Below are 18,910 nucleotides of genomic sequence, written 5' to 3'. Positions count from 1 at the left end.
CGCCGGGAGAAAATGGATTGATCAGCTGGTTGCAATGCGGTTGCGCCCCTGTGCCTTGGCGGAATAGAGCGCGCTATCGGCGCGCACGAGAAACGTGTCGGCGGTATCGTTGTCGCGCAGCGTCACGACGCCCGCGGAAATGGTCACGCGCATGCCCGGGGAGAATGCGCTCCAGTCCAGATCGGCGACGATGCCGCGCAGCCGATCGAGCGTGCGCGATGCCGCATCGCCGTCCGTCCCCGGCAGCAGCAGCAAGAATTCCTCGCCGCCGTAGCGGCCGAAGCAGTCGGCCGGGCGGATGTTGGCGAAAATGGTGATTGCGAAGGTGCGCAGCACCTCGTCGCCGACGGGATGGCCATGGGCGTCGTTGATGCGCTTGAACCAGTCGAGATCGATGAGTGCGATCGCGCAAGGGGTCGATGTCTGCCGCGATTTTTCGATCTCGGCGTCGAGAAGCCGCATGATGCAGCGGCGGTTGTAGGAGCCGGTGAGTTCGTCGAGCTCCGCCAGCTCCTCGATGCGCTGATAGGCGGCCTTCAGCTCGATGCTGCGCCGGTACAGGATCTTGCGCAGCGTGGCGCCGAACAGGCCGAGGAAGGCGCACTGGCCAATCACCAGCACGAAGCACAGCATCGAGGCGGCCCGTTGCAGCTGGGTCGTAACCGGCAGTCCGATTGGCAAGTCCGAGGCGAGGAAGACCAAGGCGAGCCCGCAAGTGGCGAGGCCCCAGGTGAGCATCGCCTGGCTCGATGTCATACGAAGCGTGCCGAAGGCGAAGATCAGAAACAGCACGGCAAGGAACGCAACTCCGACTGTCGGCACCGCGAGCAGGAACAGCAGCTGCAGCGACATATGCGCCGAGATCTGGAAGACGGTGAGGTAATGATCCTCGAACCGGTCGCCGAAGCCCGCTTCCGACAGCACGGTGAAGGTTCCGATGGTCAGAAGGCCGCCGAGCCAGAACAGTGACGGAACGCCCATGGAGATGACGCCGTCATAGGCGTAGAGCAGCAGGACGGAGGCGCCGAGCGAGTAGCTCGCCACCTGGCCGACATACATCTGGCGCCGCTGCCGGATCCGGCGCGCCAGGACCTCGGGTGCCGCAGCCGCGGTCGTCAGGGCGAGATCCGCGGCCTCAGCGGCATTCCTCTCGGGAAAGGACGTCGCAGCCGTGCTCATGGTCCCGCCCAATGGTGGATGTCAGCCCAAAAATCTACGTGGCAAGCCTTTAGGTTTGGTATCCTTCGAAACCGAATCCACGCTGTGCAGCGCAGGAGCGGGGACGTCGAGCGGCCGAGGAATTTGCCGGCCATGAGGCGTCGTGTGCGACGCGGTCGAGCCAAAGCAGGGCTTCGGAAGACATATGTCGTGCTAGGCTGCTAAGGTTCCATGCACGTCGGCCCCTCTATGCTGGACGGCATTGCTCAGGAAAGTGCTTCATTACTATGTTACCGTTCTTGAGCGCGGCGCCCAGCCGCGGGTGGCAAAAGGAAATTTCGCGTATGTGGGGTAGATCACACAGCCTCCCGTATGACTGCGGTAGGCTGAACAATTTTACCCCTCCCGTCGAACCGTCTGCCGCATCGACCCGACCAATCTTGCGAGACGGCCTTTGAGCGTGACACAAGCGGCTTCGGACGAGATCCTGATCGCCAGGATCGCTCAAGGCGACCGGCTCGCCATGCAGGTGCTGTACGGGCGGCACCATGTCAGGGTGTATCGGTTCGGCCTTCGGCTCGTGCGGGACGAGCAGGCGGCGGAAGACCTCATCAGTGAGGTATTTCTCGACGTCTGGCGTCAAGCCGGCAAGTTCGAGGGCCGATCCGCCGTTTCCACCTGGCTGCTGGCCATTACCCGATTCAAGGCCCTGTCTGCGCTTCGGCGCAGGAAGGATTTTGAGTTGGACGACGACGCCGCGAACGCGATCGAGGACACGTCCGACAATCCGGAAACGGCGGTGCAGAAGAAGGATACCAGTGAAGCGTTGCGGGAGTGTCTGACGGGCCTCTCGCCGGATCATCGGGAAATCGTCGATCTCGTCTACTACCACGAGAAATCCGTGGAAGAGGTGGCCGAAATCGTTGGCATCCCGGAGAACACTGTGAAGACGCGCTTGTTCTATGCGCGCAAGAAATTGGCCGAACTGCTGAAGGCAGCCGGCATTGAGCGAGGCTGGCCATGATGGCTTTGAGCAAGAAGATGCTGGAGCAAGAGCCCGGTGAAATTGAACTGCTGCTGCCGTGGCACGCCGCCGGCACGCTGAACCCGCGCGATGCGCGCCGCGTCGACGAGGCGCTAGCGCGCGATCCCGAGCTCGCGAAGCAATATGCCGCGATCCGCGGCGAGTATGAAGAGACCATTCATCTGAACGAGAGCCTGGGTGCTCCGTCGGCGCGCGCGATGCAGAAGCTGTTCGCGGCGATCGACGCCGAGCCCGCGCGGGCGGCCGGTTCGCTGCCGCTGTCGGCGCGCATCGCCACCTTCTTTGCGAGCCTGTCGCCGCGCACTCTCGCCTGGTCGGCGAGCCTTGGCGCCATGGCCCTCGTGCTGCAAGCCGGAATCATCGGCGCGGTGTTGACGCAGACCCAGACTGCGACCTTCCAGACTGCTTCGCTTTCGACCAGCGCTCCGATCACACGCGACCTCGGCACGACCGTCCCGCCAGCGCGCGCGCTGGTACGCTTCACGCCCGAGGCGCGCGTCGCCGACATCACCGCATTGCTCGACGGCTACCAGGCTTCGATCATCGGTGATGCCAAGGGCGGCATGTTCCGCCTCCAGTTCGACAAGGCGATGAGCCGTGACGAACTCAACTCGCTGCTTGGCAAGATGCAGCGCGAGAAGTTCGTCAACCTCGCCGTCGCGGCGCCGTAAGGCGCTTCCAAGCTGATGACGCGCAAGTCCGAAAGTGGAGTAAGAGCCGGGGTCTGCGCTTCGTCGGTCGCAGCCGCGCTTTTGCTCGCCGCCTGTCTCGGCGTCGAGGTTGCGCAGGCGCAGGCGATCATGCGCACGCCGACGATCAGCGTCCCCTCCCGAATGCCGACCATTTCTCCTGGCATCGCCGCACGCGTCAGTCCGGGCGTTGCAGCCAGAGCGGTGGCCGTCGGCCGCGGTCCCGGTCCGATCGTGACGACGAGGATTTCGGCGCGGATGGGGCCGACGCCGGTGCTGCCTTATGCGCGCTACTCCCCGAACCTCTATCCCGCCTGTACCGCGCCCGATCGCGACGCCGCCGGCGAATGCCTGGCGCAGCAGAACGCAGGCGGCGATGGCTCGGGCAAATCGGGCAAGAAGACCGCCGGAAAGCGGCGCGGCAACAACGCGCCCGTCGCCGCGGATTTGCGTACCTTCGCCGACGAATTCGTCGCCGAGATCGATGGCGGGCTGTCGTCGACCGAGGCCGACGAGCTTGCGCGTCGCCATGGCCTGACGCGCGTGTCCTCCGAGAATTTTCCGCTGATCGGGGCGACGTTCGGACTGTTCCGCATCACCGACGGCCGGCCCTCCGCGAGGGTGCGGCGTGAATTCGCGGCCGACGGCAGCGTGCGTTCGGTCCAGCCGAACTTCCGCTACCTGCTTCAGGACCAGAAATCGTCGGTGCCGACCGAGGGAGATCCCGCGCAATATGCGCTGGCCAAGCTCCGCCTGCCGCAGGCACATACTCTCGCGCATGGCGCCAATGTGACGGTTGCTGTGATCGACTCCGGCATCGACGCCCGACATCCGGAACTTGCCAATTCCATTGCCGACAATTTCGATGCGCTCGGTAGCGCCGAAGGCCCGCACATTCATGGCACCGGCATTGCAGGCGCCATCGTGGCGCATGCCAAGCTGATGGGCAGCGCGCCCGAGGCGCGCATCATCGCCATCCGCGCCTTCGGCGGCACCACCGGCGGGGCCGAGAGCTCGTCCTACATCATCCTGCGCTCTCTGAACTATGCCGCCGAGCACGGCGCGCAGATCGTCAACATGAGCTTTGCCGGTCCCAAAGACGCGGTGATCGAGCGGGCCATCGCGGCGACCGCCGCGCGTGGCCTGGTGCTGATCGCAGCCGCCGGCAATGCCGGCGCGAAGTCGCCGCCGCTCTATCCGGCCGCCAATCCCAACGTGATCGCGGTCAGCGCAACCGACCAGCAGGACCGGCTGTTCACCGCCTCCAACCGTGGCAACTACATCGCGGTCGCGGCCCCCGGCGTCGATATCTTCCTGCCGGCGCCTGACGGCAAATACCAGATGACGTCGGGCACCTCGTTCTCGGCCGCCTATGTCTCCGGCGTCGCGGCGCTGCTGCTCGAGCGCAACTCCGCCTTGAAGCCGGAAGCGCTGCGCACGACGCTGGCGAAGACGGCGCGTGACCTCGGTTCACCCGGGCGTGATGATCTGTTCGGCGATGGCGAGGCCGACGCGTTTGCCGCGGTCATGGCCGTTCCCGCCGCCGGCGCGACGCCGGTCGCGGCCGCATCCGGTACAACAAAACGTGAAGATATCGAGAAGCGTCGCGACGAGCCTGCCATCCGCGCATTAGAGCAACCCTCGTTGTCGAGCACCGAGGATAAAGCCACGGTTTCTCAGGCGGATAGGCCGGCGACGCGATAGCGGCTCCGACAACTTTGCGCGCGGCGCGAAGGTTGAAAAATCAAACGCCGCATTGAACGTTCGGCCCGCTGCCACGACCAAATTATGTGGGAGCGGTTATCCCTCCCCATAAGTCATATCAGGCGCGAGCGCCCATCCACCCCAAGCGCCCATATGGCTCGACCCGTCCGGTTGTCCCCCCGGACGGGTCTTTTCTTTTTGGGCGTCCAATCCCTCGAAGCCTGCGCGAGATCAGCTTCCGGTTGAGAGATCGTGGCTCACTCATCGCCACTGCTCCGCCGGCACGCCGCAAGCGCGCTATGCTTGTGCGAAGCTTGACTCCAAAACCGCTTGAATCTCCGCACGACTACGGAGTTTGGCGACGAAAACATCGTCGTTGCTGGACAAGTCAAAACTTTTCCACAAAATATTCACGTCGCGTCTAAATTGATTCGTGTGCGTTGCGTTGCGTCGCGTCCGTATTTTCTCCTGACGGGCTGATTTATGACACATCGCCAAGAGGCTATTCGCGACGTGGCTATTGGCCGCGACATTGCGGCACGCTGGTGCGCTCTCGCCGAGCAGCGGCTGGTGCATCTCTCCGAGATGTTCGAGACCGGGCGCTGGCGCCGCTATCACTCCGAGATCGCATTTCTCGAAAACATCCAGGAAGCGAAGCTCGCCGTCCAGACCTGGCGCGCCCTTGCCACCGGCGCTGACGTCGCCACGGCGGCCGCGAGCGTGTCGCCCGCATTCGGCTGGTCGCCGGCGACCATGCCCCGCATGTTTCCGCGCGAGCAGCAGGCGCAGACAGTGCAACCGAAGGCCGTGCACATCGTCCCGGAGACCGCCGTGCCGGTCAGGCTCGATCCCAAGCCGGGCGGTCTCGCCGACATCTCCGAAGCCCCGGCCGCGCGGGTCGCCGCGCCTGCCCCGATGGCACCGCTCCAAGTGCCGGCTGCCATGGCGCCGCCCACCGCGCCCGTCGCGATGACGGGGCCCAAGGTGCCGGCCGCGACGGCAGCGCCCAAGGCGCTGGCTGCGATGGCGGCGCTTCTGCCGCAGTTCTCTCCGCCGGCAGCCGAAATTGTCGCAGCCCCCGAGCGCCTGGTTGAGTTCACCTTCAGCCTCGACGGGCTCGAAGCGAAGTATCCACTGCTGCGGAACGCGTTCTAGCGTTCGGGAGGAGGCGAGCAGCGGCAGCTATCGCCGCACCGCATTCCCGCCGACCACCAATTGCGCAAACCGCTGGGCGCCGTCCACCGACAGATCGGACGTCACGGCGCGCGCATGATCGAGCCCGACCACGGCGCCGCGCGGGGTTTCCGAGATCATGTTGTTGTTGACGAGCGCGGTGCCGGCGCCGGGCACGACGGACACCCCGACGCCGGCCAGTGCCTTGCGGATCACGTTGCCCGTGATCGCGACGTCGCGGAGATATTTGCCCCAGCCGGCGACGATGCCGTAGGACGGCGCGTTCTCGATCACGTTGCCGGTGACAGATGAATCCGCCTCGATGTAGATGCCGATGCCGGCATCGTCATCCGGCGCGGTGCCGATCGGCCGCTTCGGGATCAGATTGCGGATGATGTTGCCCTGGACCACGGCGATGCGGCCGCCTTCGTTGAAATTGCAGACGGAGACGCCGACCGCGGCGCCGTCCACAATGTTGTTGGCGATCACCGCGGCCTCGAAAGCGAATTCCGAATAGAGCGCGACCTCGCGCACATCGCTAACGCTGTTGCCGGTGATGTGGATGTTCGAGGTCGAGTTGCCGCGCACGGCGGAGTAATCGCAGTTCTTGATGCGATTGCCGCGCACGATGACGTTGCCGGCGCGGAACGTGTTGATGGCGTTGCCGTACTGGCCGGAGCCGCCGGGGCCGGCCTTGATGTCCTCGATGCGGTTATCGGTGACCAGCGTGCCGTCATCGCCGATGGCCGTGCGCAGGATCTCGATGCCGTTGTCGTTGGTGCCGGTGATGGTGTTGTGGGAGACGCTGAGACCCCTGGCATCGAACGACACCACTGCCGTCACCGCGATGTTGGTAAAGATGTTGCCCGAGATGTCGCCGGAGACCTGCTCGAGCCAGATGCCGCTGCCGCCGGAGCCGGTGATCGCGCAATCGGTGATGCGGACGTCGCGTCCGCCGAGGATCTGGATCAGCCCGCGCCGCGTCGGCAGCGGAATGCCGCCGCCGTCGAAGGTGATGCCGGAAAGGCCGATTGCATCGGAGCCGTCGCTCTGGATCGCCGAGGCCCCGCCGGTGAAGACGAATTTTGTCGCGCCGCGCACGCCGATCAGTTGCGCGCCATTTGGCAAGCGTAGCAACCCACTGCGGTAGATGCCGGGTGGCAGCGCTAGCGGCATCTGCGCCCGCGCAGCCTCGTCGATCGCACGCTGGAGCGCGCGGGTCTGATCCTCGCTGCTGCCGGGCCGCACGCCATATTGCGTGGCATCGCGGCCGAGCAGCGACGTCAGCGGCGCCGCACGCGCGGCGTCGGCTGGTATCGCGAGCGCGCCGGCGAGGCCTGCGGTCGATGCTCCAATGAGATGGCGGCGATTGAGGTCCATGACGCGTCCTCCGGCGGACGCGGGGGTCCGCAGCGGTTAGGTAGCGCAAAAACGGGACCGCGCGGCTGGGGCCGTGAGGATTGTTCGCGGTAGGGTTAAATGTTTACACAGTCGTGTTCCGAGCCTTCCGCGCCAACTGTACCATCTCCATCAGCATCGCTTCCCCGGCGTCCACCAGTTCCTCCAGCGTGATCCGCGGCGCGCCCTTGCGGCGCACGGCGCCACTGCGCGCGAGCAGGGGAATATGGATAAATGCGGCGAGCTTTGGCCCGCCGCCCCTGACGTTTTCGATCGCGCGCCAGCTCAGGTAATTGCAGAGATAGGCGCCGGCGTCGCGCGAGGGCCGCGCGTCGATGCCGGTGAGGCGGGCGGCGCGCAGCAGCCTTGCGGTGTGCGGGCCGAAAATCAGCGCGTCCGCATTACCGGCGATGCCGCGCTTGCTCGAGCGGGTGTTGGCGGCATCGGGCCAGAGCATGGTGACGGCGTTGCGCGCGCGGCTCTCGATGCGCAGATAGGGCGTGCGTGCGGCGAGGCCGAACATCAGCAGCGCGTCGGGCTTCTCTTTCGCGAGCACCTCCGGCAATTGCCGGTCCACCGCGGCATAGGTGACTGGGAAGATGTGGCTGGAGATCGCGGCATCGTCGAGTGCGGGACGGCGCAATTGCACCAGCCGGGCGACCAGCGGCTGGGTCGGATTGTAGGGCGCGCCGGGGAACGGGCCGAAGGCGGTGAGGAGAACGCGGAGCTTGTCGCTCATTGCAGCAACTCCAGGATTTTTTCGGCGGCGAGCGCCGGCGTGAGATGGCCGTCGGCCACCTCGGTCTCGATCTTCCGGACCTTGGTCCGCACCGACGCCTCGCTGCGCAACCGCGCCAGCATGCGCTGCTCCAGCATCGACCACATCCACTTCACCTGCTGCTCGCGCCGCCGCGCGGCGAAATCGCCGGAGGCGTTCATGGCCTTGCGATGATCGAGGACCTTTTGCCAGATCTTCGCGATGCCGTCGCCGGTCAGCGCCGAATAGGTCTCGACCGGCGGATGCCAGTGCTCGGAGCGTGGCGTCAGGATATGCAGCGCGCCGCGATAATCGGCGGCGGTGATGTTGGCGCGCTTGAGATTGTCGCCGTCGGCCTTGTTGATCGCGATCATGTCGGCGAGCTCGACCAGGCCCTTCTTGATGCCCTGCAATTCGTCGCCGCCGCCTGGCAGCATCAAGGCCAGGAAGAAATCGGTCATGTCGCAGACCGCGGTCTCGGACTGGCCGATGCCGACGGTCTCGACCAGCACGACGTCGAAGCCGGCCGCCTCGCACAGCAGCATCGCCTCGCGTGTCTTGGCCGCGACGCCGCCGAGCGTGCCCGAGGACGGCGAGGGTCGGATGAAGGCATCGTCGGAAGCCGACAGCCGGGCCATCCGCGTCTTGTCGCCGAGGATCGAGCCGCCGCTGCGGGCTGAGGACGGATCGACTGCGAGCACCGCGATCTTGTGACCCTGTTCGATCAGATGGATGCCGAGCGCGTCGATGGTGGTGGATTTGCCGACGCCGGGCGAGCCGGTGATGCCGACGCGGAGCGCTCTGCCGGTGTCAGGCAAGAGCATCTGCACCAGCTCGCGCGCCAGCGCCTGATGGTCGCTGCGCCGGCTCTCGACCAGCGTGATGGCCCGCGCCAGCGCCGCGCGGCTGCCGGCGCGAAGGTCATGGGCGAGGGATTTGATGTCCAGTGAAGGCTTTTTCTCAACCATGCCCTGCTTTACAACGCCCGCGTGGGGCAGGCGAGGGCCGCCCGCCCGATATCACCGGGATGTCGCCGCCACTCCGGTCCGCACCGGTTTCAGCTTTCGCCACGCCCAGACCATCACCGGCCACAGCAGCGCCCCGATCGCCATGGCGGCGAGGATCGCGGCCACGGGGCGCTCGAAAAACGGCAAAATGCTGCCGTCCGACTTGATCAGCGAAGTGACAAAGGCCTGCTCGACCATGGTGCCCATGACGATGCCGAGCACCATCGCGGCGACGGGATAACCGTTGGCTTCCATGACATAGCCGATCACGCCGAAGGCGGCGACGGTGACGACGCCGAACATGTTGTTGCCGATAGCGAACGAGCCGACTGCGCAGCACAGCATGATGATGGGCATGATGGCGGAGCGCGGTGCCAGCAGGATGTAGGCGGCAACCCGGATCATGGCGATGCCGAGCGGGATCATCAAAATGTTCGCGATGATGAACATCAGATAGATCGCGTACATGCTCGACGCTTTCTCGGTGAACAGCGTCGGTCCGGGGTTGAGCCCCTTCATGTAGAGCACGCCGATCGCGATCGCAGCGATGGTGTCGCCGGGAATGCCGAACAGTAATGATGGCACCCAGCCCGAGGCGATGCTGGCATTGTTGCTGGCGCCGGCCTCGACCAGGCCCTCGACATGGCCGGTACCGAATTTCTCCGGTTCCTTGGAGAAGCGCTTCGACATCGCATAGGACACCCAGGCGGCCATGTCGGCGCCGGCTCCGGGCAGCACGCCGATGATGATGCCGACGATGTTCCCGCGCGTCATCTGCCAATGGTATTTCTTGGTCAGCTTCCACTGACCGGCCATGATGCTTCCGAATTTGCGCCGCGGCAGCGGCGGCGGCTCGGGCGTCAGCATCGCGCGCATCACCTGGGCGACCGCGAACACGCCGACCAGCGCGGGGATCGGCTCGATGCCGCCGAACAGATCGGTGAGGCCGAAGGTGAAGCGCGGCACGCCGCCGGGATTTTCGATGCCGACGCAGGAGACCAGCAGACCGAGGAACATGCCGGCGATCGCCTTCACCGGCGAGGAGCGCGCCACCAGCGTCGCGCACATCAGGCCGAGCAGCGCCAGCCAGAAATACTCGAAGGTCGAGAACGAGAGCGCGATCTCGGCTAGCGGCGGCGCCAGAATCATCAGCGACAGCACGCCGGCGATGCCGCCCACGGCCGAGAACCACACGCCGGCCCCGAGCGCCAACTCGGCCTGTCCCTTCCGGGTCATGGCGTAAGCCTCGTCGGCATAGGCGGCGGAGGCGGGCGTGCCGGGGATGCGCAGCAGCGCACCGGGGATGTCGCCGGAGAAGATCGCCATCGAGGAGGCCGCCACGATGGTCGCAATCGCCGCGATCGGCGAGAGATAGAAGGTGACGGGGACGAGCAGGGCGGTTGCCATCGTCGCCGACAGGCCCGGCAGCGAGCCGATCACGAGCCCGTACACCGAGGCTGCGAACATCGCGATGATGACCTCCCAGGTGGAGATCAGTGCGAACGCTTCAATCAGGGTTTTCAGCATGGGGTCACCAGGGTGTCGGCAACAGGCCGGCGGGAAGCGGCACGCGCAGCAGCTTGCCGAAGATGAGGTGGATGGCGAACGGCGCCAGCGCTGCGAGCGGCAGCGCCAGCTTCCACTTTGCCCCCAACGCGGTCGAGGTGACGTAGACCATGATCGCCGCGGTGATGATGAAGCCGAGCCGGTCGGCCGCGACCACGTAGAACAGCAACAGCGCCGGCGGCAGCAGCGCGCGCAGGCCGTACAACTTTCCCTGAGGCGGCGGGGCAGCCGCTGCCTGGCCATCCTCGAGCGGGATCAGCTCTTCCGCCTCTTCGAAGGTGTGACCGATCCCGAACACGATCGCGAGCCCGCACAGCGCAAGCCCAATGCCGATCACGAGCGGAAATACGTTGGGGCCGACCGGCTGCCCGGGCACCGGCGGCAGCAGCCAGCCGCCATAGGCGGCTGCTGTGCCGAGCACGACGAGAAACGATCCCGTGACGGAGTCGGGAAGGCGCATGGGAGGATCCTATGAGATTTCTTATCCCTCACCCCGTTCTTACGGAGAGAGGGTGGAGTCCGGGGCTGCGTCCGCGTTGGCGGTGAAAGCTGGACTTGGAGAGACTCCCCCTCACCCGAATTTGGGCTGCGCTCAAATTCGACCTCTCCCCGCAAGCGGGGAGAGGTGACAAGATCACGCCTTGCTCAGACCCGCCGCCTTCATCGCTTCGCCCATCTGGGCGTCGCCCTTGTCCATGAAGCTTGCGAACTGGCCGGCATCGCCCCACACGGTGCCGAAGCCGCGATTGCTCATGAAGTCCTTGAACTCGGCGGAGTCGTAGACCTTCTGCAGCGCCGCGGTGAGCTTCGTTGCGATCTCCGGCGGCAGGTTCTTCGGCCCGGCGATGCCGCGCCAGGCGCCGGTCGCGTAGTCGATGCCCATCGCCTCCTTCAGCGTCGGCACGTCCTTGAAGATGGGATTGCGCGCCGGCGCCATGATAGCAAGGCTCCTGGCCTTGCCGGCCTCGATGATGGCGCGGGCTTCCGGCACCGAGCAGGTGGTGAGGTCGAGGCCGCCGGCGGCGAGGTCCTGCATCGCGGGTGCGGCGCCGTTGGACGGCACCCAGGCGACCTGGTTGGCAGGCAGGCCCATCGCCTGCATCCAGCCGACCAGCGCCAGATGCCAAATGCCGCCCTGGCCGGTGCCGGAGGCCTTGAACTTGCCGGGAGGGGCCGCCTTGATGGCTTCCGCGAGCTCCTTCACCGTCTTGTAGGGCGAGGAGGAGGAGACCTGGATGCCCGGGGGGTCTTCGTTCATCAGCGCCAGCGGGGTGTAGCTCTTCGGCGCCAGCTCCGTCAGCCCTTGCCAGTGCATCATCGAGATTTCGACGGTGAGCATGCCGATGGTGTAGCCATCAGGTTGCGCGGTCGCGATCGCGGTATGGCCGACGACGCCGGAGCCGCCGGTGCGATTGACCACGTTGAAGGGCTGGCCGAGATCCTTCTCCAGAAGCGCTGCGACAATGCGCGCGGTCGCGTCAGTGCCGCCGCCCGCGCCCCAGGGAACGATCACGGTGACGGGCCGCGCTGGATAGGCTTGCGCGCGTACGGGTGTGAGACCGAATGCGGCGGATGCCGCGACTGCGGCAGATGAAGCCGCAAAGCTGCGGCGCGTAATCTTGGACATCAATGCCTCCCAGCGGCGCCCACGACGTCGGGCGCTCTTGTCTATGGCGACATTCTAGTCGGCTTTGCAGCGCGGCTGCAAGGTAGCGCTACCAGCGCTCTGCGGGCAACGCGGCCCTCATGCGTGGAATAGTGGAAGGCGAGGCCGGGAGTCTTGCCCGCCTCGGTTGAGGACGCAAACGTCACCGCGCCCATCTGAGCAGGCTCCGCTTCAATTCCGCGAACCAGTCGTCGCAGTCGCGCTCGCATCGCGCTTCATCTTTGCGACCATGAGCGATGCAGTCACCCCCTTCACCATTGCGGTCATGGCGGCGTCGTTGTCGGCGGTCTCGGTGAAGAATGGGCGGATTGCCGAGCGGCGGCCGAATTACTCTGCCGCCTCGCTATGCCCGAGCCGGGCGTTCAGCTTGCGGATCAGCTCCTCGGCCGCGTCCGCGATCACCGTGCCCGGCGGGAAGATGGCTTCCGCGCCGGCCGCGTAGAGCGCATCGTAATCCTGTGGCGGCACCACGCCGCCGACGATGATCATGATGTCGTCGCGGCCCTGCTTCTTCAGCGCGGCCTTGAGCTCCGGCACTGCGGTGAGGTGGGCGGCGGCAAGCGAGGAGACGCCGAGGATGTGGACGTCGTTCTCGACCGCTTGGCGCGCGGCTTCGTCGGCGGTCGCGAACAGCGGCCCAATGTCGACGTCGAAGCCGATATCGGCGAAGGCCGACGCGATCACCTTCTGGCCGCGGTCGTGACCGTCCTGACCGATTTTTGCGACCAGGATGCGCGGACGGCGGCCTTCCGCCTCCTCGAAGGCGTCGATCAGCGCCTGAACCTTCTCGACCCGGTTACCCATGCTGGACGCCTCCCGCTTGTAGACGCCGGTGATGGATTTGATCTCGGCGCGGTGCCGGCCGAACACCTTCTCCATCGCGTCCGAGATCTCGCCGACGGTTGCCTTCGCGCGCGCAGCGTCGATGGCCAGCGCCAACAGATTGCCGTTGCCTTCGCCCGCCGAGCGCGTCAGCGCGGCGAGCGCGGCCTCGACGTCCTTTTGGTTGCGTTCGGACTTCAGCCGCGTCAGCTTGTCGATCTGGAGCCGGCGGACATTGGTATTGTCGACCTTGAGGATATCGATCGGAGCTTCGTCCGTCGGCTTGTATTTGTTGACGCCGATCACCGCCTGCTTGCCGGCGTCGATGCGGGCCTGGGTCTTGGCCGAGGCTTCCTCGATGCGCAGCTTCGGTACGCCGGCCTCGATCGCCTTGGCCATACCCCCGAGCTCCTCGACCTCTTGGATGTGGCCCCAGGCCTTGGCGGCGAGGTCGCGGGTGAGACGCTCGACATAATACGAGCCGCCCCAGGGATCGATGATGCGGGTGGTGCCGCTCTCGTGCTGCAGGAAGAGCTGCGTGTTGCGGGCAATGCGCGCCGAAAAGTCGGTCGGCAAAGCGAGCGCCTCGTCGAGCGCATTGGTGTGCAGCGACTGGGTGTGGCCTTGCGTCGCCGCCATCGCTTCCACAGTCGTGCGCATCACGTTGTTGAAGACGTCCTGCGCGGTCAGCGACCAGCCGGATGTCTGGCAATGCGTGCGCAGTGACAGCGAGCGCGGATCCTTCGGATTGAAAGGCTTCAGCAGCTTCGCCCAGAGCAGCCGCGCGGCGCGCATCTTGGCCACTTCCATGAAGAAGTTCATCCCGGTCGCCCAGAAGAACGACAGCCGCGGCGCGAAGCGGTCGACATCGAGGCCCGCCGCAAGGCCGGCACGAAGGTATTCGACGCCGTCGGCCAGCGTATAGGCGAGCTCGAGGTCCTGCGTCGCGCCGGCCTCTTGCATGTGATAGCCGGAGATCGAGATCGAATTGTATTTCGGCATTTTTTGCGAGGTATACGCAAAAATGTCCGAGATGATCCGCATCGAAGGCGCGGGCGGATAGATGTAGGTGTTGCGCACCATGAACTCTTTCAGAATGTCGTTCTGAATGGTCCCTGAGAGCTTCTCCGGCGGCACGCCCTGTTCCTCGGCGGCCGCAACGTAGAGCGCGAGGATCGGCAGCACCGCGCCGTTCATGGTCATGGACACGCTCATCTGGTCGAGCGGAATGCCCGCAAACAGCGTGCGCATGTCGTAGATGGAATCGATGGCAACGCCGGCCATGCCGACGTCGCCGCCGACGCGCGGATGGTCGCTGTCATAGCCGCGATGGGTGGCGAGATCGAACGCGACCGAGAGGCCCTTCTGTCCGGCCGCGAGATTGCGGCGGTAGAACGCGTTGGAATCCTCCGCGGTGGAGAAGCCGGCATATTGCCTGACGGTCCAAGGCTGGTTGACATACATGGTCGGGTAGGGGCCGCGCAGATAAGGCGCGATGCCCGGATAAGTCTCGAGGAAGTCGAGCCCGGCCAGATCGGTCTCGCTATAAGCGGACTTCACCAGAATGCCCTCGGGCGTCAGCCACGGCTCGGCGCTGCCTGATGGCGCGGCGCTTGTGGTGCGCTCGAACGCGATGTCTGCGAAATCAGGAATGCGGCTCATGGATTCAACCATATCATAGGCGCTCAATCATGGTCCGGATGCTGATGGCTGACGATGGTCGCCATCTTCTCCGGTCCGTAATTCTGCTGCGTGGTCTGGCTTGGAAGATTGGCGATCCCGACCACCCAGCCGAGACGGGACTCGGTGCCGAACTGCCGCGTCGGCACCACGTGGTCCGGGCGGTCGAACGCGCCGGTCATGATCTCGATCCGATCGCCGTCGATGCGGCCAAAGCTCAGCGGCGTGCCGCAGGCGGCGCAAAAGCCGCGCTCGGCGATGGAGGAGGAGCGGAAGAACGACGGCTTTCCCTTGGTCCAGGCGAAGTCCGTCTTGTTGATGTCGGCAAAAGAGGCGAACGGCGCGCCGCTGGCCTTCTGGCACATCCGGCAGTGGCAGATCGAAACCCTGTTCGGCGCCGTCATGACTCCAAAGCGCACTGCCCCGCATTGGCAGCCGCCGGTGAGAACGGGTTTGCCTGCTTCCGTCATGGCTGCTCCATCCGTCGATACGTGTCTTGCAGCGTCGCAAGCGCATCGGCACCGGCAAAGACGAAGCCGGTGACGCCGGCTGCACGCAGCGCCGCCTCGGCATCGGTCGGGCGGCCTGCCAGATAGATAAGTCGGGCCCCGGCGGTTTGCAGGGCCTGCGCCGCGGCTTGGGCGTGTTCCGCATAAACCTTGTCGCTGGAACAAAGACAGGCGAGCCCGGCGCCGGAGGCCTTGAAGGCGGCAGCCAACTGGGCCGGATCGGCGAAGCCCTGGCTGTCGACGGCCTGGATGCCACCGGTCTCGAACAGGCTTTTGGCAAAGGTCGCGCGCGCCGTGAAATCAGCGGGCGTGCCGAGATTGGCCAAGAAGACTTTCGGCCGCGCGCCGTGTGCCTTCAAGGCCGCATCGGATTTGTCCCGCAGCGCCTCGAACGGTTCCGCCAGCCGGATCGGCGGCAGTGCGTCGAATTTGTATTTTTGCTCGCCATAGGGCGCCAGCGCGATCGGCGTCGCCTTCAGCACCGTCGTCTCGTTCTCGTGCAGGTTCGGAAACTCGCTGGCGCCGGTCAGCACGTCGCGGCGTCTTGCGATGTTGGCGTCGCGGGCTTTTCGCGCGGCCGCGACCTTGCTCTGGAACAGGCCCTGCTGAAGCGCAGCGAAGGCGCCGCCGGCTCTCTGGCTCTCCTGGAATAGCGCCCAGGCCGCGTCGCAGAGCTGGCCGGTCAGTGTTTCGATGCCGCCTGCGCCTGCCGCGGGATCGCTGACCTTGGCGAGGTTGCTCTCTTCCAGCAGCACGAGCTGCGTATTGCGCGCCACGCGCCGCGCGAATGGATCGGGCAGGCCGAGCGCCAGCGTATGCGGCAGCACGGTGACCGCGTTGGCACCGGCAAGTCCGGCCGCAAACGTCGCCATGGTCGCGCGCAGCATGTTCACATAGGGATCGCGCTGCGTCAGCATGCGCCAGGCGGTATCGGCGGCGATGTACAGCGGTTTTGGCGTGAGCCCGCACGCCGTCTCGATACGCGCCCACAGCAGCCGCAATGCGCGGAATTTTGCCATGGTGAGGAACTGGTCTGCATCCGCGGCAAGCCGCGCATAGACCATGCCCTGCGCCTGCTCCAGCGGAACGCCCGCGCCCTCGATCGCGCGGAAATAAGCGACGCCGCAGGCGAGCGCGAAGGCGAGCTCCTGCACCTCCGAGCCACCGGCATCGTGGATCACGCGTCCGTCGGCCGATGCAAACGGCCCCTTGAAGCCGAGCGCGGCGAGGCCCTTGACGCCGCCGGTGATGGCCGGAACGATCTCATCCCAGGTATAGGGGCTGTGGCCCCACACCGCGCAGGCCGCGAGCGGATCGAGCCCGAAGCGGATGTCGCAGGCCCCGGGATCGATGCCCTTGCTCTTCACATATTCCGCGACGTGGATCGCCGCCATCCGCGATTGCGGACCGATCTCGAGCTCGAGGCCGATGCCGGCATCGAGATGGACGTCCTTCAAGATCTTTGCGACTGCGTCCGCGGTCGCTTCCAGCCCGAAACCGTGAGCGGCATTGCCGCCGGCGAACACCAGCGCCAGCCCCGTCGCGCCATTTTCGAGATCGGTCAGTGCCTGTGCATTCGCCGCACTTGCATCGGGATGGTCGATCCGCTGCATGATCTGCCAGGGCGCGGATGCCGGCCGTCCCACCACGGGCGCAATGCCTTTGGCGCGCGGATAGAGCGGATCGATCTTGATCCCGTCATAGGTCTTGCCGACCAGCTTCTCGAACGGCGCGCCCTTTAGCACGCCATCGACCAGCTTGCGCCAGTCGTCGACGGTCGCCTTGGGAAAATCCGCCGCCAGCGGCAGGTCGTCAGTCGCGGAGGTCATGCGGCGAAGGGCTCCCGAAAATCTTGTTGTTCGCAGGCGAAATTGCCACGGCCGGCCGTCCCTGCAAACGGTTGTTTTTGGTTAACCGGTATCCGGAAGCCGCTCAATGCCTTGTGTCGAGACGCTGGCGAGACCGTCATGGACACGAATGCCTGCGATCACGCGGTCGGGCGCGATCTCGGCCAGCGGCACCAGCACAAAGGCGCGCTCGAATAGGCGCGGATGCGGCAGGGTCAGGTCAGGCTTCTGCATCGACACATCGTCATAGGCGATCATGTCGAGATCGAGCGTGCGCGGGCCCCAGCGCCGCTCTTTATCGCGGGTGCGGCCGAATTTCTGCTCGACCTTCTGCATCACGAACAGGAGCGCATGCGGATCAAGGCTGGTCTCGATCTCGATGCAGGCGTTGATGAAGGGAGCCTGGTCCTCGTCGCCCCAGGGCGGCGTCGCATAGTCCGACGAGCGCGCGATCAAAGCGGCCTGCGCCATGCCGCAGATATGGGCGATTGCCTTCTGGAAGGTCGCGCGGACATCGCCGACATTGCCGCCGAGCGCAATCAGGACGCTCGCCATGTCAGGGGTGCCGCGAGCGCGTCAGCATGACGCCGACGTCGTCGAAGATCGCGGCGATCGGCGCATGCGGCTTGTGCACGGTGATCTTGACCGCACGGATGCGCGGAAAGTGCGACAGGATGGCGTCGGCCACCGCGCCGGCCGCGCGCTCCAGTAGCTTGTAATTGGTGTTCTTGAAGGCCGCGGTGGTGGTCGCCACGACGTCGGCGTAGGACACGGTGTCGGCGAGCCGGTCGCTGCGGGAAGGCTCCGACAGGTCGGTATAGAGCTCGAGGTCGATGACAAAGCGTTGGCCGACCTCGGTCTCGTGCTCCATCACGCCGTGGCGGGCATGGATCGACAGGCCGGTTACGAAGATCGTATCGGTCATGGCTTGCTCTCGATTGCGTGCGCCACTCGCAGGGCCTGCAAGGTCTCGGCGACGTCGTGGGTGCGGATGATTTTCGCGCCGCGTTGTGCGGCGAGCAGATGTGCGGCGATCGAGCCGGCGAGCCGCTCGGTCGGCTCCGACGGCGACACCGAGGCGATGAAGCGTTTTCGCGAGGCACCAACGAGGATCGGCAGGCCGAACATGTCGAGCTCGCGAAGTCGTGCCAGCGCAATCATGCTCTGTTCTGCCGTCTTGCCGAAGCCGATGCCGGGATCGAGCACGATCTTGTCGCGGGCGATGCCGGCTTGTGCCGCGATATCCAGCGAGCGCTGGAAGAACGCCTTCATGTCCGCAATGATGTCGATGGCGGGATCGACCCTGTCGCGGTTATGCATGACGATGACAGGGACGCTCCTCGCGGCCACCAGCGGCGCCATGCCGGCGTCGCGTTGCAGGCCCCAGACGTCGTTGGCGATCGCAGCGCCCTGATCGAGCGCAAAGGCCACCACCTCGGCCTTCATGCTGTCGATCGAGACCGGCACGCCGAGCGCCACGATGTCCGATAGCACCGGCTTGAGCCGGGCCAGTTCGTCTGCCGCGGTGACCGGCCGGGCGCCCTTGTAGGGCCGGGTGGACTCGGCACCGATATCGATGATGTCGACCCCCACCTCGATCATCGCCCGCGCCCGCGCGAGTGCCTGCTCGGGCGCGATGAATTCGCCGCCGTCGGAGAATGAATCCGGGGTGACGTTGAGCACGCCCATCACCGCCGGGATCGGCCGCTCCAGCAACGTCCGCAGCACGTCAAGCCCGACTGAACCGGCCGCCGGGACGGATGGGGAGGGCGAGGCATTCATGCGGCCCGCTTTAGCGGTCGGGGAGGGGGAGTCAAGACGGGAAGGCGTGGGTTGCCAGCGTTTGGACAGGGCGTCGCACACCCTCGCTGTCATTGCCCGCGAAAGCG

At 65.7% G+C, this 18,910-nt stretch carries 17 protein-coding genes; 4 read left to right on the top strand and 13 right to left on the bottom strand.

Annotated features, from left to right (window positions below; genetic code table 11):
• Positions 1 to 21 precede the first annotated feature (21 nt).
• On the bottom strand, positions 22 to 1,179 hold the full coding sequence (locus BcanWU425_RS27190) for a GGDEF domain-containing protein (RefSeq protein WP_018456889.1): 1,158 nt from the start codon (positions 1,177 to 1,179) through the stop codon (positions 22 to 24).
• Positions 1,180 to 1,612: 433 nt separating this feature from the next.
• Here BcanWU425_RS27190 and BcanWU425_RS27185 point away from each other — a divergent pair, with 433 nt between their 5' ends.
• The 4 genes from BcanWU425_RS27185 (at position 1,613) to BcanWU425_RS27170 (ending at position 5,751) form a co-directional block, all read left to right on the top strand.
• Positions 1,613 to 2,182, top strand: coding sequence for a sigma-70 family RNA polymerase sigma factor (locus BcanWU425_RS27185; protein ID WP_007593582.1), 570 nt, complete (start codon positions 1,613 to 1,615; stop codon positions 2,180 to 2,182).
• Positions 2,179 to 2,874 carry a hypothetical protein gene (locus BcanWU425_RS27180; RefSeq protein ID WP_026233260.1) on the top strand — a complete coding sequence of 232 codons (696 nt, stop codon included), beginning with the start codon at positions 2,179 to 2,181 and terminating at the stop codon, positions 2,872 to 2,874. The genes BcanWU425_RS27185 and BcanWU425_RS27180 overlap by 4 nt, the downstream gene beginning before the upstream one ends.
• 15 nt (positions 2,875 to 2,889) lie before the next feature.
• Positions 2,890 to 4,596, top strand: coding sequence for a S8 family serine peptidase (locus BcanWU425_RS27175; RefSeq protein WP_204510677.1), 1,707 nt, complete (start codon positions 2,890 to 2,892; stop codon positions 4,594 to 4,596).
• Between the two features lie 513 nt (positions 4,597 to 5,109).
• On the top strand, positions 5,110 to 5,751 hold the full coding sequence (locus BcanWU425_RS27170) for a TIGR03809 family protein (protein WP_204513910.1): 642 nt from the start codon (positions 5,110 to 5,112) through the stop codon (positions 5,749 to 5,751).
• A gap of 27 nt (positions 5,752 to 5,778) precedes the next feature.
• Here the strand turns inward: BcanWU425_RS27170 and BcanWU425_RS27165 are convergent, their stop codons facing one another.
• From BcanWU425_RS27165 to folP, 12 genes are all read right to left on the bottom strand, one after another.
• Entirely contained in the window at positions 5,779 to 7,149 is a 1,371-nt protein-coding gene (locus tag BcanWU425_RS27165; RefSeq protein ID WP_204510678.1) for a TIGR03808 family TAT-translocated repetitive protein, read from the bottom strand.
• A 103-nt stretch (positions 7,150 to 7,252) separates the two neighbouring features.
• Entirely contained in the window at positions 7,253 to 7,906 is a 654-nt protein-coding gene (locus BcanWU425_RS27160) for a pyroglutamyl-peptidase I (RefSeq protein ID WP_018456884.1), read from the bottom strand.
• Complete coding sequence (gene meaB, locus BcanWU425_RS27155) at positions 7,903 to 8,892, bottom strand: methylmalonyl Co-A mutase-associated GTPase MeaB (protein ID WP_018456883.1); 990 nt, start codon at positions 8,890 to 8,892, stop codon at positions 7,903 to 7,905. The genes BcanWU425_RS27160 and meaB overlap by 4 nt, the downstream gene beginning before the upstream one ends.
• A gap of 51 nt (positions 8,893 to 8,943) precedes the next feature.
• Positions 8,944 to 10,458: a tripartite tricarboxylate transporter permease gene (locus tag BcanWU425_RS27150; protein WP_018456882.1), complete on the bottom strand. Its 1,515-nt coding sequence runs from the start codon at positions 10,456 to 10,458 to the stop codon at positions 8,944 to 8,946.
• 4 nt (positions 10,459 to 10,462) lie between these two features.
• On the bottom strand, positions 10,463 to 10,957 hold the full coding sequence (locus tag BcanWU425_RS27145) for a tripartite tricarboxylate transporter TctB family protein (RefSeq protein WP_007608177.1): 495 nt from the start codon (positions 10,955 to 10,957) through the stop codon (positions 10,463 to 10,465).
• A 174-nt stretch (positions 10,958 to 11,131) separates the two neighbouring features.
• Positions 11,132 to 12,124: a tripartite tricarboxylate transporter substrate binding protein gene (locus BcanWU425_RS27140; protein WP_018456881.1), complete on the bottom strand. Its 993-nt coding sequence runs from the start codon at positions 12,122 to 12,124 to the stop codon at positions 11,132 to 11,134.
• Positions 12,125 to 12,490: 366 nt separating this feature from the next.
• Positions 12,491 to 14,647, bottom strand: a complete 2,157-nt coding sequence (gene scpA, locus BcanWU425_RS27135) for a methylmalonyl-CoA mutase (RefSeq protein ID WP_204510679.1) — start codon at positions 14,645 to 14,647, stop codon at positions 12,491 to 12,493.
• A gap of 23 nt (positions 14,648 to 14,670) precedes the next feature.
• Positions 14,671 to 15,135, bottom strand: coding sequence for a GFA family protein (locus tag BcanWU425_RS27130; RefSeq protein ID WP_007608185.1), 465 nt, complete (start codon positions 15,133 to 15,135; stop codon positions 14,671 to 14,673).
• Positions 15,132 to 17,003: a methylmalonyl-CoA mutase family protein gene (locus BcanWU425_RS27125; RefSeq protein ID WP_204510680.1), complete on the bottom strand. Its 1,872-nt coding sequence runs from the start codon at positions 17,001 to 17,003 to the stop codon at positions 15,132 to 15,134. Before BcanWU425_RS27125 ends, BcanWU425_RS27130 begins: the two co-directional genes overlap by 4 nt.
• An 81-nt stretch (positions 17,004 to 17,084) precedes the next feature.
• Positions 17,085 to 17,576, bottom strand: a complete 492-nt coding sequence (folK, locus tag BcanWU425_RS27120) for a 2-amino-4-hydroxy-6-hydroxymethyldihydropteridine diphosphokinase (RefSeq protein WP_018456875.1) — start codon at positions 17,574 to 17,576, stop codon at positions 17,085 to 17,087.
• A gap of 1 nt (position 17,577) precedes the next feature.
• On the bottom strand, positions 17,578 to 17,946 hold the full coding sequence (gene folB, locus BcanWU425_RS27115; protein ID WP_018456874.1) for a dihydroneopterin aldolase: 369 nt from the start codon (positions 17,944 to 17,946) through the stop codon (positions 17,578 to 17,580).
• Positions 17,943 to 18,803 (bottom strand): dihydropteroate synthase, encoded by an 861-nt coding sequence (gene folP / locus BcanWU425_RS27110; protein WP_026233258.1) that lies wholly within the window; start codon positions 18,801 to 18,803, stop codon positions 17,943 to 17,945. Before folP ends, folB begins: the two co-directional genes overlap by 4 nt.
• Between the last annotated feature and the right edge of the window lie 107 nt (positions 18,804 to 18,910).

The sequence above is a fragment of the Bradyrhizobium sp. WU425 genome (genome assembly GCF_021052305.1).
Lineage (GTDB): Bacteria > Pseudomonadota > Alphaproteobacteria > Rhizobiales > Xanthobacteraceae > Bradyrhizobium > Bradyrhizobium canariense_D.
The sequence above is the reverse complement of the archived record's forward strand: the minus strand, read 5'-3'. Positions and strand labels throughout refer to the sequence as shown.

Bases quoted from the DNA above. Each gene is read 5' to 3' on its own strand.
- BcanWU425_RS27180 (WP_026233260.1), top strand. From the start codon at position 2,179: ATGATGGCTTTGAGCAAGAAGATGCTGGAGCAAGAGCCCGGTGAAATT.
- BcanWU425_RS27160 (WP_018456884.1), bottom strand. From the start codon at position 7,906: ATGAGCGACAAGCTCCGCGTTCTCCTCACCGCCTTCGGCCCGTTCCCC.
- BcanWU425_RS27150 (WP_018456882.1), bottom strand. From the start codon at position 10,458: ATGCTGAAAACCCTGATTGAAGCGTTCGCACTGATCTCCACCTGGGAG.
- BcanWU425_RS27165 (WP_204510678.1), bottom strand. From the start codon at position 7,149: ATGGACCTCAATCGCCGCCATCTCATTGGAGCATCGACCGCAGGCCTC.
- folK (WP_018456875.1), bottom strand. From the start codon at position 17,576: ATGGCGAGCGTCCTGATTGCGCTCGGCGGCAATGTCGGCGATGTCCGC.
- BcanWU425_RS27140 (WP_018456881.1), bottom strand. From the start codon at position 12,124: ATGTCCAAGATTACGCGCCGCAGCTTTGCGGCTTCATCTGCCGCAGTC.
- BcanWU425_RS27125 (WP_204510680.1), bottom strand. From the start codon at position 17,003: ATGACCTCCGCGACTGACGACCTGCCGCTGGCGGCGGATTTTCCCAAG.
- folB (WP_018456874.1), bottom strand. From the start codon at position 17,946: ATGACCGATACGATCTTCGTAACCGGCCTGTCGATCCATGCCCGCCAC.
- BcanWU425_RS27175 (WP_204510677.1), top strand. From the start codon at position 2,890: ATGACGCGCAAGTCCGAAAGTGGAGTAAGAGCCGGGGTCTGCGCTTCG.
- meaB (WP_018456883.1), bottom strand. From the start codon at position 8,892: ATGGTTGAGAAAAAGCCTTCACTGGACATCAAATCCCTCGCCCATGAC.
- BcanWU425_RS27130 (WP_007608185.1), bottom strand. From the start codon at position 15,135: ATGACGGAAGCAGGCAAACCCGTTCTCACCGGCGGCTGCCAATGCGGG.
- BcanWU425_RS27145 (WP_007608177.1), bottom strand. From the start codon at position 10,957: ATGCGCCTTCCCGACTCCGTCACGGGATCGTTTCTCGTCGTGCTCGGC.
- folP (WP_026233258.1), bottom strand. From the start codon at position 18,803: ATGAATGCCTCGCCCTCCCCATCCGTCCCGGCGGCCGGTTCAGTCGGG.
- BcanWU425_RS27190 (WP_018456889.1), bottom strand. From the start codon at position 1,179: ATGAGCACGGCTGCGACGTCCTTTCCCGAGAGGAATGCCGCTGAGGCC.
- scpA (WP_204510679.1), bottom strand. From the start codon at position 14,647: ATGAGCCGCATTCCTGATTTCGCAGACATCGCGTTCGAGCGCACCACA.